The following is a 16,367-nucleotide window of genomic DNA, read 5'->3' as shown; positions in this document are numbered from 1 at the left end:
ATCGTCCACAAACAGTTCGCCAGCGCTCCTAGCGCGGGGACCGGTCACGAGAAGGGTCGGGGTGGTCTAAAATAACTTTAGCGAGAGGCGAGTGGGCAACTGGATGGAGGCGCAGGATCGATCAGGCGTCATGGAGGTGACGGGTGTGGAGAGGCTGACTGGAGCCGGGATAGAATTGTAAACAAATGATCTTCAGTGGATAACCCGAGGCAATACGTTCAATCGGGACCTATCTGTGGCAAGCAATATCCCAACAACGGGTGGGCTTTGAGTATGTCCAGAGCAAAGGGGCGAAAGAAAGTGGACGTAGTAGATAATAACGAGGGTGCAGCGCCGAATATGGACTGGATTTCCGCCGTTCAGGCGGGTGATGAGGACGAAATCAAGAAAAGTGTGTCAGCTACGATCAGCAACGTGCTATCCAAAAATGGCTTGCAGCGATACACAACCCTTTTTCTGTTCGATGATTGCAATTCAATCTCGAACTATCACGCAGATCGTATTTATCGGGCCGCTTCTAAAAACCGCGATGACGGTAAAGATATTCTACTGATACTTCAAAGTGCCGGTGGTAGCATTGAACCGGCCTATCTAATAAGTAAGACGCTTAAGCGGCTCGCTAAAGAAAAGTTCAGCGTAGCGATACCTCGCCGCGCGAAGTCGGCAGCAACCCTAATTTCACTGGGTGCTGACGAAATACACATGGGACTGATGAGCCAACTTGGCCCTATTGATCCACAGTTTGGTGGCCTTCCTGCACTCGCGCTCGGAAATGCTTTGGATGTCATCGCAGAGCTTACTTCGAGGTTTCCAACTGCCTCTGACATGCTCTCCAAATATCTGACTGACAACTTGAGCCCGAGAACATTAGGCTATTTTCAACGTGTGAGCGAGAGCGCTGTACAATATGCAGAACGACTTCTAACTTCGAAGGGTCTTCCCAATGGTAAGACACCTCATCAAGTGGCAGACCATCTCGTCAATCACTACAAAGATCACGGTTTCGTAATTGATATTGACGAAAGCCGAGAACTATTGGGAAGCGGCATGATCAAGGATGGAACACCTGAGTACCTTGCTGCGGATGAGTTGTTTGACTTCCTCGACTTCTTCAGCTTTACACTTAGATACTTTCAGGGAAAGCGTTTTTACCTAGTTGGTGATGTAACCGGAGGACTGAACTTTGTGCCCCTTGAAACGGACAAATCGAGTGCGTAGAGGAATTGGCGTTGATCTATACTGCCTTCATTAGCAAGCCCGGTTACGCATTGGGTTCCGCCACTTGAGCATCCGCTGATAGACGACGTAACATAGATTTCTTACCGGTGAAGGTGCTTGTCTCGCCGAAATAAATATCGGCATGACAGCGAAATGCACATCCCAGAACCGATGCTCATCAATCTCGTGCGAGCGATGCGCGAGACGGTACAGCAACAGGGTTGCTCGACGCATCCTGGCCACGAGACCTCGAAACCTGTTCAGGATTGAGATCGATGCCGCCGTGCCCTCTTTGGGGGCCTTCTGGTGTTGGCGTATTGAGGCTCGCAATTGGATCGACCACCGCCGCAGGGTTAATCGGCACTGGAGATCGGTAGGGCTCTACTCGTGGCTGTCCCAAGATCGCCGGGTCCGAGGTGTCATAGCTCTGAATGCGCTCACCACGGACGAAATCGAGACCACACTCGGCAAGCGATGGCCAATCATCTTACGTCAAATCGATGAAACAGTCCTCTGCCGTCACATCGACGAAGCAGTGCGTCCTCCGGTGATCTGGAGCGACGGACAAGATCAATTCCGGTACCAGCACCGGAAGCTGGCAATCTGGCCGCGTCGCACACCGGCACTGATCGAGCCACATGTTCCGCCCAGTCAAAACAATTTTATCGAGCCAATGCCCTTTTTGATCTGAACAGAAAAGTCATGAGAATCTCACCCCCTGCCGTTTACGCCTATGATTGCACTACAGAGAAGGCCGTCGATATCATCTGGGATCGTCGTCTCCGGGACTGTGAACTTCTATCTGGGCCGGTGCTCATGCTGGGCTTCGCAGAAGATACCGATCTTCTTCATTTTAAGTTTGCGTTCGGGGAGGACCTTGATTTTACGGACGAGTTCGCGTTCGTGCGTCCTTCCTACCGAGCTATGGTCGAGAGTTTCCTCACCGAAAACGAGATGAGAAGCCGAGTGACGCGCCAAGATCTTCTCGCCGTGGCGTTTTGGGACACCCACGATAAGGTCGCATTCGATACAGAGCTATATAATTCGTCGCTTCAACCTTGAGCGGCGACCTCCGTTTTACGTTGATTGTCACAAGAACGTATCTTGATTGCTGAGGTCAGTGCCTTACCACACCTTGTCCACATAACAGGACGAAGAAACGAATCCGTCCTTCTCCGTGTTCTCATCCCATCCGACAGGTCCATAGAAGGACTTGGTTTCCCCAGGAGACACCCGCACCTTGAAGGTGGGAGAGGGATATGCCTTCTTGCCGTAGATATCGCGCACTGCCGTGCACGCCAAACGGATCTCACCGATATCCTTTTTCGAGTTGTTCGTGATCGAGCCATTGACCGTCAGCCGATAGCGGTTCTCTGCCTTCTTCTCCTGGCCCGTGGTCACGTGCACATCGACCTGGGTGGCCATGTCGTCGATCTTCGCGTTCTCGGCCTTCAGGATCTCCTGTTGGACGACGGTGTATTTCGGTGAGCACACGAAGCTGTTCGCATTCGCACCCATCAGGTATCCCTTGCGATCCAAGTCAAAGGTGATGCGCTGCTTCGTCCCCGCATCAACCTTGCCGACATACCGCTCGGACTGCACCCATGTCCGCTCCCCTTCGGTCGGTGTCTTCGGAGAGGTATAGGAGCATTCCAGGTAAATGTCCTGAATACCGGCCTGGGCCTGATTTGAGATATCGGCCTGAACAGTGCGGACCATCCTAATTGAATCATGGTCGGCCTGGGCGGTCACATTCATGATCGCGACCTTGTCACGCTGGAAGGCGGCAACCGCCCGGTCGCGCACTGGTCCGTCCGTGAAGAAGTAATAGTATCCGAGGTAGAGCAGAAAGAGCCCGGCGAGCTTCCACTTGTTCTGCCAGAGAACGATGATGAGTTGCTTGATCGTCCAGAGGATGATCGTGAGACGAATCCAGCGGATCAGGAAGGAAAAGTTCATACGCGTGACGCCGACCTCATGGGCTACGTAGACGCTTAATCTCCTCAAATACCCCTTCGGCTTCTACGAACCGGCGCTCAGCCTCCACGCGGTGCCGCTCGGGCTGCCCATCTGGATGAAGCGCTTTTCGGTAGGCCGTCCGAGCAGCCTGTAAAACGAACTCGGGACAACCCTCATGCAGCCCCACCTTTGCGTAGAGCCGCTGGGCCGGTGTCTCAGGACGCTGTAGGTTCGCGAGGTATGAGCGAAGGGTGTTCCGTTCAGAGGTCAAGAAGCTGATCAGGGCGACTGCGTTGTCTCGCTCCTCTCTCATGCAGTTGAGTGCTGAGACTACAATCTGGACCGTGTCGGCATCCGTGTGGTGATCCTCGACCCGGAAGCGGCTGTAATCCATTGTCTTGGCAGACCAGTCGAGGATCGCTCGATCACCCTTTGTGAACAGAGCCTCGATGCTCTCCGCACCGACACTGGATTTGCTACGCTGTTGCTGGTCCACACGCGCCCGCTCTTGGCGTTGCTGCCTCTGACGCTGGTTGCGCTGTCGCCGAACTTCGTCCCAGCGCTCCTGGTAGGGAGACGTGCGATCATGCGGCATCAGCCAACTCCTGCGCCAGTTCATTCAGTTGCTCCTCGATATCCTCGTCGAACCGGGGGCCGATCCTGAAATCGAACGTGCCCAGTAACTGAAGGACACCGCATGCACGAAGCTGGTTATCAGTCTCAATGGCTGGAATACCAAGCGAGCCGAGCTTGTGGCGGATTGTTGCGACCAAATCTGGATCAGGCTCCCGGTTCAGAATCGCATGGACATCAGCCAGCACGAACTGCCCATCGGACAATCGGTGAAGTTCGGCAATCGCTGGAGCATGCCGCCACTCCAGGTAGGCATGCCGACCTGTTGCAACGTATGGTATTTTGCTGCTTAAGCAATTCTGGAACCGCCGACCCAGCGCCGCCATCGCCTCGCCCGTCGTCAGCATCGTGAAGTCGGGATCGTCAGCCGCAATCTGGGGACCGGCCACAGGCTGGTCCATTTTCTTGAGCCAGCGGCTGAAGAAGGTTTCAAGCCGTGTCTTCGGCTGGATCTGTTCGACGGACTGCCGAAGGGCTGCATCCGTGGCAGTTGAAACACGTTTACGGATGAGCGCCAGGACAGCGTTCACGTCGTCCACTTGAGCAAGGCCAATGCGGTTCAAGATTTTCTCGTGCACGAGCACAGGATCGAGGTGCTGGGTAATCTCGATATGTGACGGGCCAATGTTTCCTGAGATTTTCAGAAGTGCTGCCGCCCGCTCGCGGTGTTTCGGATCTGACAGCAAATCGAAGACGACACGATAGAGCCGCTGCTGGGGAAGCGGGCTGTCACCGAGGCGGCTGAGCATGCCAAGGAGACCCCGTGGGCTTTCCCCATACACCGCCTGTAAGATTTTCCGCGCTCTCAAGGAAGTGAGGGCCTGGGCAATCTGCGCCTTCGGGTGCGGTGATGAAGTGTAATGAGCAGGAGCCACGGCGCTCAGACGAGCCGCAAGGAGATCAGGGCCTTCCTGCTCCAGCATCGCCAGGGCTACAAACACGACTTGGCGTTTCAGAGACGACCCACACAAGGCATATGAGATGAATCCAGGAGAATGGGCATCGAGTTCAACGGCGGCGGTTAAGGCCCACCCTCCGAAAGGACGGGGTCTCAAGACTTTGCTTGCGGGCTGTGGTGTCAATGGCAGGCTCCGTGACTGTCTCGGACAATCTGAGACTCTCATGGAACTGGTTTTGCGCAACTATTTTTGGGTGGCGGTCTGACAGTTTTTCTTGCGAACCCCGAAGGGCGAGTCCTCGGCTAATCCCGCCATATTCCCTCCATGCTCTTTCGGTGAGATCTTCCAAGCGTTCCCGAGGATCATTTCGAGGAGCCTGCCATGCACGAGGACGATGAAGAACGCTTTCCGCGCATCACGCTCTGGCAGTTCCTGGCCGGAATCTTGAAAACGATGATCCGGTTCGCGATGTGGCCAGCCTATCGGTGGAACGATCTCCAATCCTCCCTCAGTGAAAAGAAGGCCAAGAAGCGAGTCGGTGAACCGGGGAGGACGCAGGCTGTTGACAGTCAGGACACACCCTGATCGTTGAAGGCATATGGAGTCCAAATTGCAGGGTTGGCCGCGAGACCTGCACGTAGTGTTACGTAATTGCAACGAGGCACAAACTCTTGTCTTTCAGGGGCGTAGTTTCACCGCCTTCATATTGCGTGCCCAACCTTGACTGGTAAGTTCCGATCTAATCAACCTTTGCAAAGATTTGATCCGGACATGGCCGTTCTGACACTCAGCCAACTAGAAGCTCACCTCTGGAGAGCCGCTGACATCCTCCGGGGTGCCATCGATGCCTCCGATTATAAACATTATATCTTTGGCCTCCTGTTCTATAAGCGGCTCTGCGATGTCTGGCAGGAAGAGTACGAGGAACGCCTTAAGAAGTATGGTGATGCCGAGCTTGCCGCCGACCCCGACGAGCACCGCTTTCACATACCCGAGGGTCATTTCTGGGCCGATGTTCGGAAGCATACGACCAACATCGGTGAACACCTGAACGCAGCCTTCCATGCTGTCGAAGACGCGAACCAGCGCCTCCGGGGTGTCTTCCAGGACGTGGATTTCAACAACAAGGAGCGCTTCCCGGACGCCACTCTCGAAAAGCTCCTCCAGCACTTCGAGACCTACCGCCTTCGGAACTCGGACGTGGAGCCGGATGTCCTTGGACAAGCCTACGAATACCTCATTGCACAGTTCGCCGACGATGCGGGCAAGAAGGGCGGCGAGTTCTACACGCCCAAAATGGTCGTGCGACTGATCGTGGAATGCCTACAGCCTGAAGAGAACATGTCGATCTACGATCCCACATGCGGCTCGGGTGGCATGTTGCTGGAGGCATTCCATTACCTGGAGCGCCAAAGAAAGAACCCCAAGAGCCTGTCCCTGTTTGGCCAGGAGCGGAACCTCAACACCTGGGCCATCGCCCAGATGAACCTTTTCCTCCATGACATCGACGATGCTTCGATTGCCCGTGGGGACACCCTGCTCGATCCGAAGCACTTGACAGGAGACGGCACCAAGGCAATCCGCACCTTCGACCGTGTTCTCGCCAATCCGCCGTTCTCGCTCAAGTCGTGGGGCTACGAAACTTGGAGCAATGGCGATCCGTTCGGGCGCGACCGGTTCGGCTGCCCGCCAAAATCATATGGTGATCTGGCCTTTGTGCAGCACATGATCGCCAGCCTAAGATCAGACGGCATGCTCGGGGTGGTACTACCCCTCGGCGTGCTTTTTCGAGGTGGAGCCGAGGGCCGTATCCGCGAAGGGATGCTGAAGGCAGACCTGATTGAGGCGGTGATCGGCCTTGCTCCCAACCTGTTCTATGGCGCAACCATTCCAACCTGTATCCTGATCGCCCGCAAGAACAAGCCTGCCGACCGGAAGGATAAGGTTCTGTACATCAACGGCGTCGAACAATTCATGGAAGGCAAAGCCCAGAATTATCTATCAGGTGGGAATGTCGCCACCATCGCCAAGGCTTTTAACGACTACGCTGACGTAGACCGACTCGCTCGCGTAGTTTCGATCTCGGAGATCGCAGCCAATAACTACAACCTGAACATCAGCCGATATGTCCATGTTGCTGAAGAGGCGGAAGACCTTAGTATGACGGAAGAAGTCGAGAAACTCCTCGAACTCCGCGAACAGCGGGAGGCCGCCGAAGCAAAAATGATGAGCTTCCTCAAGGAGCTTGGATATGTTGCATGAAGTGCCAGAAGGTTGGCGTGGCATCCGTCTGGGTGATGTGGCTCATGAGTCGCGGGTACGAAACCTCGACCGACAAATTTCGCAAGAACGGCTTGTCGGCGTTTTCAAGGGCGAGGGTATGGTTCCGACCAGGGATCGGGTCAGGGGCGAAAGCGTCGAGCGATGCAAGATCGTCGCCCCTGGCGCATTCGCCTACAATCCAATGAGATTAAATATTGGCTCGATTGCTCGATGGCATGGATCAGAAGTGGCAATTGTCAGCCCTGACTACGTAGTGTTTGAGGCCGATCCGGCTCTTTTGGATGGCGCTTTCCTCGATCATCTACGTGCATCAGTGCCGTGGCAGAAGTTCACCGCGCGAGCGGGTGATGGTGGGGTTCGGGTACGCATCTACTTCGATGATCTCGCGGAGTTTCGTTTTGCGCTCCCACCGCTTAGCGAACAGCGTCGCATATCAGAAATTCTCTCCAGCGTGGACGAGGCCATTCAGGCTGCGCAGGCTGTTGTCGAGCAGACCCGCACGATTAAGCAGGGCATGCTTGATCAATTATTGGCTAAAGGTATAGGTCACACTCGCCTCAAAGATACGGTGATCGGAGAAATTCCCGAGACATGGGAGGCCATTACCTTAGGGAGTCTTCTGCGAGCAGGAGATATCATCGACATTCAGGATGGGAACCATGGGGAGAAACATCCCAAAGTAAGCGACTATGTCGAAGAAGGCATTCCCTTCATCATGGCGAGGGATATCACTGACAGAACTCTTGATTTGGAGGGAAGCGCCAAAATCACGAGGAAGCAGGCGGATAGTCTCCGGGTTGGTCGATCCCTACCTGGGGATGTCTTGCTAACTCACAAGGGAACAGTTGGCCGAGTGGGCATTACGCCGAATGTGCCTTCTTACGTGATGCTGACACCCCAGGTAACCTACTACCGTGTCAGTGCCCAAGGTAGGCTGGATCGTGATTATCTGGCGACTGTCTTCGGCGGAACAAAATTCCGAGAGGCTCTGATGATAGGCTCAGATCAGAGCACCCGAAAATATATAGGCATCACTGAGCAGAAGAAATTAGTGATCCCTCTACCGAGCTATAATGAGCAGCTAGAGATCAGCGCGAAAGTCGCGGGCGTTGAGGAAGTGGAGTGCGCTGCTTCAAGAGAATTAACGCAGTTGCTTGCGATCAAGAAGTCACTCATGTCTGATCTACTCACAGGGCGTAAACGGGTCTCCACGAACCTCCTGATGGCCGCAGAATAACGAGAAAAGGAAGACGACGTGGCGGGCATGGAATGGCATTTAGCCGAGCAGCCAACGCTCGAATGCCTAAAGAGTATGGGCTATGTCTTCGTCCCGCCGACCGACCACCCATTTCTTCGTGACGGCGACAATCAGGTTCTCTTCAGACCTCACCTGATCGCCGCTATCCAGCGGATCAATGGCGTGTCGGAGGCCGATGCTCAGGCAGCCTATGCCGATCTGGCTTCTGTGTCTGACAACGAGGCATGGCTTTCCATCCTCCGGGGCAACTTCAGCCGCATGGTTCAGGGCGATGCCACGCGCCGCACCCTGCGGGTCATCGATTTCCTGAAGCCCGAAAGCAACATCTTCACCGTCACACATCAGTTCCGGGTCAAGGCCGAAAAAACCCGGATCGCCGATGTGGTGGTGCATGTGAACGGCATTCCCCTGGTGGTGATCGAGTGCAAGAGCCCGATTAACGCCAAGGACAAGACCGGCGAAGCCTTCGAGCAGATCAAGCAATACGAGGCGGAAATCCCCCGTCTCTTCCTCTCGAACTGCTTCAACATCGTCACAGATGGTACCAACTGCCTTTACGGCTCGACCGGCAGCAAGGCGAAGTTCTGGGCCGAATGGCGCGATCCTTGGCCCCGACAGGAGAATAATTTATCCGAGGCCCTCTCGAAGGGGCTCTGGAGCCTGCTGGAGCCCTCCCGGCTCCTCGACCTGATCGCGCACTTTATCGTGTTCGAGAAGACCGAGAATGGCACAGTCAAGAAGATGTGTCGCTACCAGCAGTTCCGTGCGGTCAACAAGATCGTCGAGCGGGTAATCGAGAACAAGCACCGACGCGGCCTGATCTGGCATACGCAGGGATCGGGCAAGTCCCTGACGATGGTGTTTGCGGCCCTGAAGCTGAAGACACACCTGACCGTCTCTTCGCCCGAACTGACCAACCCCAACATCATGGTCCTGACGGACCGCCTCGACCTTCACGGGCAGATCAGCGGCACCTTCGCCGCCTGCGGCCTACCAAACCCGATTGCTGTGGAGAGCATTGCTAATCTTCGTGCCCTCATCAGCAAGGGGACGGATGGCCTGACGGTTCTGTCCACGATCTTTAAGTTCCAGGGCTCTCAGGAGCCGATCCCGAACTCGAAGAACTGGATTGTGATGGTGGATGAGTGCCACCGGACCCAGGAGAAGGATCTCGGGGCCTATCTGCGCAAGACCATGCCCGAAGCCCGGTTCTACGGGTTTACAGGCACCCCGATCAAGAAGAACGACAAGGACACCTACGCCAACTTTGGCGTGACCGGTGAAGGCTATTTGGACAAATACGGCATTGATGACGCCGTAGCGGATGGGGCGACGGTTCCGATCTTCTACACTGGGCGAAGGACCGACTGGCACATCGACGAGGCCAAGATCGACATCCTCTTCGACCAGTGGTTCGCGGACCTACCCGACGACAAGCTGGAGAAGGTCAAGAAACGGGGCGTGACGCTCGCTGATTTGGTGAAGCACCCGAAGCGCATTGACCTCATCGCCTACGATATCTGGACCCATTTCAAGGCATATGCTCGGCCCGATGGCTTCAAGGCCCAGATCGTCGCCATCGACCGGGAAGCGGTCGTTCTCTACAAGCGAGCACTCGACGGGGTGATCGCCGACGACCTGATGGCTCAAGGTGTCCCCGAGGACGAGGCCAATGCCAAGGCTGCTGCCATGTCGGCTTGTGTCTATTCTGCCTCCCAGGAGGACGGCAAACCAAGCGAGGACAGCTATATCCAGTCGGTCCGGAACGACCTTCAGGCCCACTATCTCGACCAACAGGCCGAAACCATCATCAAGCAGAACTTCGGCAAGAAGGGGCAGAACCCGGAATTTCTGATCATCTGCGATAAGCTCCTGACCGGTTTCGACGCGCCTATCGAGTCAGTAATGTATCTCGACAAACCCCTGAAGGAGCACGGGCTCCTCCAGGCGATTGCCCGCACCAATCGGGTCGCCGATGCCCAGAAGAAGAATGGTCTGATCGTCGATTACATCGGCGTGTCGTCTCATCTGGAGGAGGCCCTGGCTTCCTACAGGGCCGACGACGTGAAGAACGCCATGCGAAATCTGGACGATCTCCGGAGCCAGCTTCGGACTGCCCATGTCGCCGTCATGGCCATGATGAAGGGCTTGAAACGGCAGAATGGCCTTTCGAAAGACGGGCTGAAGGCCGAGTTCGACCAGCTTGTGAACCTCATCAAGTCTGAGGACAAGTGGTTCGAGTTCCGCAGCAAGGCACGGGAGTTCATCAGCCTTTACGAAGCTGTCAGCCCCGATCCCAGCATCCTGGAGTTCACCGACGACCTCAAATGGGTCGCGGTATTCCTGCAATACGCCACCCAGGTCTTCGAGAAGCGGGAAGCCTTCGATCAGCAGACCTACAGCCGCAAGATCCGGGATATGCTGGCTCAGCACCTCGATGCCACGGGCCTGAGCGTCACAGTCAAAATCCGTCACATCACCGATCCTGATTTCTGGGAGGATTTCGAGGTCGAGGGCAAGACCGAAGGTGATCTGAAGACGGCGGCGATCCGCAAGACGACCGAACTGCGCAAGGTCGTGACCGAGCGCATTGCCCAGAACCAACACCAGTACGCCAAGTTCTCCGACCGGCTCCGCGAACTGCTCGAACGGCTGGACGAGGCCCAACTGTCCTGGGCCGACAAGCTGAAGATCGCCGAAGAACTTGCCAAGGATCTGAAATCTGAGGATGACGCTCATAAGGGGACGGGACTATCGGCGGGAGCTTATGGCATCCTGAAAGTCCTGCACGCCTTCGGCGCAGACGGTGGAGCCGAGGATCTGGCGATCCGAATCGAGGATCTCTACACCGACGAAGCCACTGCGCCACCCGGCTGGCAGGATAAGCCAGAACTCCGCAAGGGTCTGCGTCAGAAGGTGCGCGGCATGGCTCATGAGTTCAAGCTGACAAACCTGAAGGTCATCCCGGAACAGGTGGAAGACTTCGCCCTCAAGCACTTCGCCAAGGTGTGACCATGCCGATCCTGGTGGTTGGCGAAACGGAGATCCCGTACACCCTACGCCGCTCCGGAAGAGCCAAGAGCGCACGGATCACCGTGACCCCTGAAGCCGTCGAGGTGGTCGTGCCAGCGTCGGCCTCCGACGACGAGATCACCGGGGTTCTCCATCGTCGTAGGGAATGGCTGGTTGAGCAGACTCGGCACATGGCGGACCGTGTGGCAGCCGCTCCGAAGGTCGTTCACTTCGTCAGCGGAGCCAAGATTCCATATCGCGGTCGGCTGATGCGGCTGAACGTTGAACCATCGGACGGGACCTTAGTTGAGGTCTCATACCGGAACGGGTTCATTGTCCACTGCCCAGAGACGATCCCGGATGCATCCCGTGACACGCTCATCGAGAGCGCCCTGCGCCTCTGGCTTCGCAGAAGGCTACGGGAGGATGTGACAACCTTCGTCCGCCAATATGGCGAGTCGAATGGCCTCAAGCCCAAGCGGATCGAGATCAAGGACCAGAAGCATCTTTGGGGAAGCTGCGGACTGGATCGGGTCGTGAACCTGAACTGGCACCTGATCTTCGCACCGAAGACCGTCCTCGAATACGCCGTTGTCCACGAACTCTGTCATCTTCGGTACCGAAACCATGATCGACAGTTCTGGGGACTGGTCGGAAGCATCTTGCCTGACTGGGAGGCTCGCAAGGCATGGCTCGATGAGAATGAACATTTCCTGACAATACAAAGGGTTGAGCCAGCAAGCGCGTGGTGAATAAAACCAAGCTTCTATCAAAAGGGGATGAACTGCCGAAGGAGGCGAGAATTTCTCGCCTCCTTCCCTTCTGAGCTTACGCGATGGCTGGATCAACCAGGATGCTATAGGTGTTAGATGTTACTTTATCACCATCCTTATCGGTGTTCATCAGGTTGAACGAAAGGTTCACAGGATTGAACACCTGCTGCTCGGTCTCAGTGAAGTTGAGCAGGCGCACACCCGCGTTCAAGTCCGGGTTTCCGTTTTTGTCGAGGTACTCGAACTCAACATAAATCTGATCCACGCCTTGCGGTGTGTTGATCGTGTACGGCGTAATCCCCTGTCCACCCAGAAGCGTTTCGGTTGTCGTGACCGGAGCCGAGAGTTTACCATCTTCCACCGTCCAGTAGGTGACGTTGACCGACTTGATGTTACCGATGGCCTGCATGCCGAACGAGAACGCTGAGAGTTCACCGCCGCCCGCAAGCTGGGCGACGAAGCCCTCGTTGTTGTTCATCTGCGAGGCTTGCCCACCCTTGATCCCAAACCCAAGCGAGTCCGGATTGAGGTCGTCACGGTCAGTGGTCGCACCGGGGTTATTGACGGCAAGTCTCGGGTCGGAGTCGTCGGTGACGAGCAAGCCGTCGAAGTTCACAACAGACGGATTCGGGCCGACCGTTGACACCGCCAGGGTCTCCTGTGGCCCACCTGCCTTGACGGACCCGAAGTCGAGGGCCTTCGCGACATTCTGCTGGGTCGTATTCACCGTGAAAATGTACGCGCTGTCGGTCAGGCTGGCGGCTGTGCCGTCGTTAACCGTGAGAGTGAAGTCGTTCACCTTGGTCGTGTCATTGTTGTAGTTGAGCGTCTTTCCGTCCAGGCTGAGGTTCTCGGTGTAACCCGCAAGATCGGTGTAGGCCCCGATCTTTGTCCCATCCCCAAGATCGTTGCCGGTTGCAGACGTGAAGGTGTCGGTCACTGTCCGACCTGAGGCATAAGCAACGGTCCCACCTGCGATGGCTTGATCAATGGACGGCCCGTCATCGAGAAAGGTGAGCTTGTCCGCAATGCTGATGCTGACCGGACCGGAGGGATCGCCGTCCTTGTCGGTGACCGTACCCTGAACCTTGAGGAGATCGGCCAACCCGGAGGCAATGCTGATCGACTCGTTCGGATCAGTGGTCGGGTGCTTGATCGCGAGTTTCTGATCGAGCTTCAAAACGCCACTCGTGATGCTGACATCGAAGATGACATTGCCGCTCCCATCAACGCCCTGCACAAGGGTGGGTGACGACTGAAAGAGCGTGATTGCGGTGTTCGTCCCCGTCGCCACAAGGCCAGTGGCCACCCCTGCGGTCGCTACAAGGGTGAGGTTGCTTGTCGCCGTGTCACTCCCGCCAGAGATGGTGAACAGCCCTGAAAGCGCTTCGGTGTCGTCCACGAGGAAGTTGGTCTCGTCCACCTGCATGAGTGGGAGGGCACCGGCAACCTGGATGCTTGGAGCATCATCGACAATGTTGACCTTCGAGCCGACCTCCGCGTTATCAGAGCCCACCGTGGTCGTGGTCGATGAGAACTGGATTTCACCCACGTCGAAACTGGCGTTGTCGCTGGGATCGTTGTTAGTAACCCTGATCTGATCCATTCCCGCAGAGAAGACCTTGACCGTGTAGTCCACGAGCAGGTTGGTCACTACCGCATCACCAGCGGCGTTGATGCTGGCCGTGACCGCATTTGTTCCTGTGGCATTCGGAGTGCCGTCCGAATCCTCGATCAGCACACCGGCAGCGTTGAATACCTGCACCTGTGTGATGGCGACGTTGGACCCGACCGCATTGCGGAACGCTGCGCCCTTCAAGTCACCTTGCTCATTGCCCGCAGCGACTGTGAGGTTGATCAACTCGCCGGTCGGGTTCACCTGGGTGAGTGAGAACTGGGTTTCGGTGACGTTCTCGACGTGGGAGGTGTAGGCGATCTGACCCGCACTCCCCGTGGTGTTTGTCGCACCACCGTTGATGAAGTCGATCTGGAGGGTGGCGTTCTTGCCGACCGCCTGGGAGCCTGATCCAAGCCCTTGTGTGCTGACGTTAACCGTCGAGTTTTGCGTGGGTGAGTTGACGTTGCCCTTCGGAGCATCACCAGTCACGAGAAGATTCGCGGTCGATGTCTGACCGGCATCAGGGCCGATGATGGCGAAGTCGGTGTTGCCTGAAGGAACGTCACTGAAGTCACTGAACAGCGCCGTGGAGGTCGTGGTCGTGGCAGCGGACACGTACAACTGGTTGGTGAGGTCCAGGATGTCGTTGATCGCTTCGGGGTCGAGGTGCTTCATCGCCTCATAGAGCACGACATACGCCCCAGCGCTCTGATGGTTCGCAGCCTCGTCGAGGACGATGGCAAAAGCAGCAGGAGCCGTGGGGCTGTTGGCTGTCCTTCCAATCAGGACATTGCCGTTCGAGGCCGCAGTGGAATCAAGGAACAGGTAGATCGTGTTGCCGTCCACGTCCTGCAACGTGGTCTGGAAGCCGGTTGTGGCGCTGAACGGGATCAGCGTCGGATCGGCACTGCTGGTGGGATGCGTGAACACAAGATCGGCTACGGTTGTCCCGCCAGAAACCACTGATGTCAGGAAGGTCGGGTTGTAGGCAACCTGGGGGAAGTTGGCGTCTTCACCCGCGCCACCACTGGTCAGTCCCAGCAGGTAGGCGTAGGGCGTGGCTTGAAACGTGGCGCGCGTGATTTCGTTGGGCTGCGACCCAGCGGTTTCGTCAATGTTTATGTCTTGAGGGGTAAAGGTGATTGGCATGAGTGTCTTCCCGATTTGGCGCGCACTGGGGCGTGCCCTCAGCACAGATGTGCAGGCATGGACGGCGAACTCACTGCAACAATTTCATGGTAAAAGACGGAGGCACGGCAAAAAGCTACAGTCTTTACGACTGCTGTGTGCCTTCGGGGTCTCGCCTGAGGGTCGTAATTCAGTGGGAGACAACGGAGGGTTCGCGAATATTTGCTTTCGCACCGTTCAGAACGTCACACTGGCATGAGTAAGTCAACTAAAAAGTACGTTCCCGTACATGGGGTTTTTCTCAACCTAAGCTGTGTCATTCAGCGAGGGCCGTAGTTCTTCGACAAAAGGTCAGGAACTCTGCTTCTTGACTACGCCACGCTGCCGGGACCGTTTCTTAGTCGGTGCCTTGGGCTCTTGGGGTATGGGGCGGACCCGTAATCCACCCGTCTCTGGCTGAACGACCTCAAATGCTCCGGTCTTCCGCACGAGGTCACTGAGCTTGCGATAGCCGTAGGTGCGTGGATCGAAATCTGTGGCGATGCTGGATAGGCGCTGGCCCAACATACCGAGGCTCACCCAGCCCTCCTCCCCCTCTACTTGGGATAGAGCTTTCTGGAGGAGCGGGACTGCGGCGCTCGGGGATTGTAGCGGTTTCACTGCTATTGGTGTCTCTTCCCCAGGCGTGGGAGTCTCAGGAAGCAGGAGGTTTTCGGTGTAGATGAATCGGCGGCACGCCTGCCGGAAGCTCTCTGGCGTTTTCCGCTCCCCAAACCCGTACACGTCTAGCCCCTGCTCTCGGATGCGGGATGCAAGACGGGTGAAATCGCTGTCGGACGATACGAGGCAGAACCCATCAAATCGCCCGCTATGTAAGAGATCCATGGCGTCGATCACCAGGGCGATGTCCGACGCATTCTTGCCTGCCGTATAGGCGAACTGTTGCTGAGGGATAATGGCGTGCTGTGCCAGGATATCAGCCCAAGGCTTCAGACGTGGACCTGAAAAATCACCGTAGATACGGCGCACGCTGGCTTCGCCAATTTTGGCGATTTCCTCAAAGAGCCTGCCTGCGATCTTGGCCGATGCGTTGTCGGCATCAATCAGGACGGCGAGACGGGTTGAGCGGATTTCTGAGGCCATAAGACTTCCGTGAGTGTGCGAACCCATGAGGTCTATGAAGCATAGAGCGAAAGCTGATTGAAGTGCATGTTATTTGGATAGGGTCGGTCCCGTTCTGACGAGCGGTGATTTCCCCTACATCTATGCCTCTGAACGGCTTACGGGAGAGCATTCCACCACGTTCCCGGCCAGCATCTCGCCGCCTCTCACTCTCCGTTAAACAATTTTATCGACCGTCCCTGAGCCGGGTGACCGGAAACTTATGACCGACCGCTAGGAGGGCATCATGACGGCGACGGGGGGCCGGATATAAAATAATTTTAGAACGAGGGATCGGTCCCTGCGGATGTGCGGGATCGTCGTGCGCCCGGTCCCCTCGACCCCCATCCATCTCTAAAACTATTTTACCCCGATCCGCCCCGTGACCGTTCCTCGCCAGGAGGGTGGTCGGACTGCTCGATGAC

General features: G+C 56.3%; 12 protein-coding genes. 7 read left to right on the top strand and 5 right to left on the bottom strand.

Annotated elements, in window-relative coordinates; genetic code table 11:
• Positions 1 to 273 precede the first annotated feature (273 nt).
• Positions 274 to 1,218 (top strand): SDH family Clp fold serine proteinase, encoded by a 945-nt coding sequence (locus tag ILT44_RS27750; protein WP_204242847.1) that lies wholly within the window; start codon positions 274 to 276, stop codon positions 1,216 to 1,218.
• Between the two features lie 702 nt (positions 1,219 to 1,920).
• Positions 1,921 to 2,280: a hypothetical protein gene (locus ILT44_RS27745; protein ID WP_204242846.1), complete on the top strand. Its 360-nt coding sequence runs from the start codon at positions 1,921 to 1,923 to the stop codon at positions 2,278 to 2,280.
• A 63-nt stretch (positions 2,281 to 2,343) separates the two neighbouring features.
• Here the strand turns inward: ILT44_RS27745 and ILT44_RS27740 are convergent, their stop codons facing one another.
• The 3 genes from ILT44_RS27740 to ILT44_RS27730 form a co-directional block, all read right to left on the bottom strand.
• Positions 2,344 to 3,177, bottom strand: a complete 834-nt coding sequence (locus tag ILT44_RS27740; RefSeq protein WP_204242845.1) for a hypothetical protein — start codon at positions 3,175 to 3,177, stop codon at positions 2,344 to 2,346.
• A 16-nt stretch (positions 3,178 to 3,193) separates the two neighbouring features.
• A complete protein-coding gene (locus tag ILT44_RS27735) occupies positions 3,194 to 3,673 on the bottom strand; it encodes a hypothetical protein (protein WP_204242844.1) in 480 nt (159 codons plus the stop codon).
• 88 nt (positions 3,674 to 3,761) lie between these two features.
• Positions 3,762 to 4,751 (bottom strand): hypothetical protein, encoded by a 990-nt coding sequence (locus ILT44_RS27730; protein WP_204242843.1) that lies wholly within the window; start codon positions 4,749 to 4,751, stop codon positions 3,762 to 3,764.
• A gap of 339 nt (positions 4,752 to 5,090) precedes the next feature.
• On the opposite strand from ILT44_RS27730, the gene ILT44_RS27725 reads away from it, so the two are divergent.
• From ILT44_RS27725 to ILT44_RS27705, 5 genes are all read left to right on the top strand, one after another.
• Positions 5,091 to 5,294: a hypothetical protein gene (locus ILT44_RS27725; RefSeq protein ID WP_204242842.1), complete on the top strand. Its 204-nt coding sequence runs from the start codon at positions 5,091 to 5,093 to the stop codon at positions 5,292 to 5,294.
• Positions 5,295 to 5,480: 186 nt separating this feature from the next.
• A complete protein-coding gene (locus ILT44_RS27720; protein WP_204242841.1) occupies positions 5,481 to 6,971 on the top strand; it encodes a type I restriction-modification system subunit M in 1,491 nt (496 codons plus the stop codon).
• Positions 6,961 to 8,229 (top strand): restriction endonuclease subunit S, encoded by a 1,269-nt coding sequence (locus ILT44_RS27715; protein ID WP_204242840.1) that lies wholly within the window; start codon positions 6,961 to 6,963, stop codon positions 8,227 to 8,229. Before ILT44_RS27720 ends, ILT44_RS27715 begins: the two co-directional genes overlap by 11 nt.
• A 27-nt stretch (positions 8,230 to 8,256) precedes the next feature.
• Positions 8,257 to 11,262, top strand: coding sequence for a type I restriction endonuclease subunit R (locus ILT44_RS27710; RefSeq protein WP_204242839.1), 3,006 nt, complete (start codon positions 8,257 to 8,259; stop codon positions 11,260 to 11,262).
• A 2-nt stretch (positions 11,263 to 11,264) separates the two neighbouring features.
• Positions 11,265 to 12,014 (top strand): M48 family metallopeptidase, encoded by a 750-nt coding sequence (locus ILT44_RS27705; RefSeq protein ID WP_204242838.1) that lies wholly within the window; start codon positions 11,265 to 11,267, stop codon positions 12,012 to 12,014.
• A gap of 76 nt (positions 12,015 to 12,090) precedes the next feature.
• Here the strand turns inward: ILT44_RS27705 and ILT44_RS27700 are convergent, their stop codons facing one another.
• Entirely contained in the window at positions 12,091 to 14,802 is a 2,712-nt protein-coding gene (locus ILT44_RS27700) for a DUF5801 repeats-in-toxin domain-containing protein (RefSeq protein WP_204242837.1), read from the bottom strand.
• Between the two features lie 330 nt (positions 14,803 to 15,132).
• On the bottom strand, positions 15,133 to 15,924 hold the full coding sequence (locus tag ILT44_RS27695; protein WP_204242836.1) for an NYN domain-containing protein: 792 nt from the start codon (positions 15,922 to 15,924) through the stop codon (positions 15,133 to 15,135).
• Positions 15,925 to 16,367 lie beyond the last annotated feature (443 nt).

The organism is Microvirga arvi (assembly GCF_016892765.1).
In the GTDB taxonomy this organism is placed as follows: domain Bacteria; phylum Pseudomonadota; class Alphaproteobacteria; order Rhizobiales; family Beijerinckiaceae; genus Microvirga; species Microvirga arvi.
The sequence above is the reverse complement of the archived record's forward strand: the minus strand, read 5'-3'. Positions and strand labels throughout refer to the sequence as shown.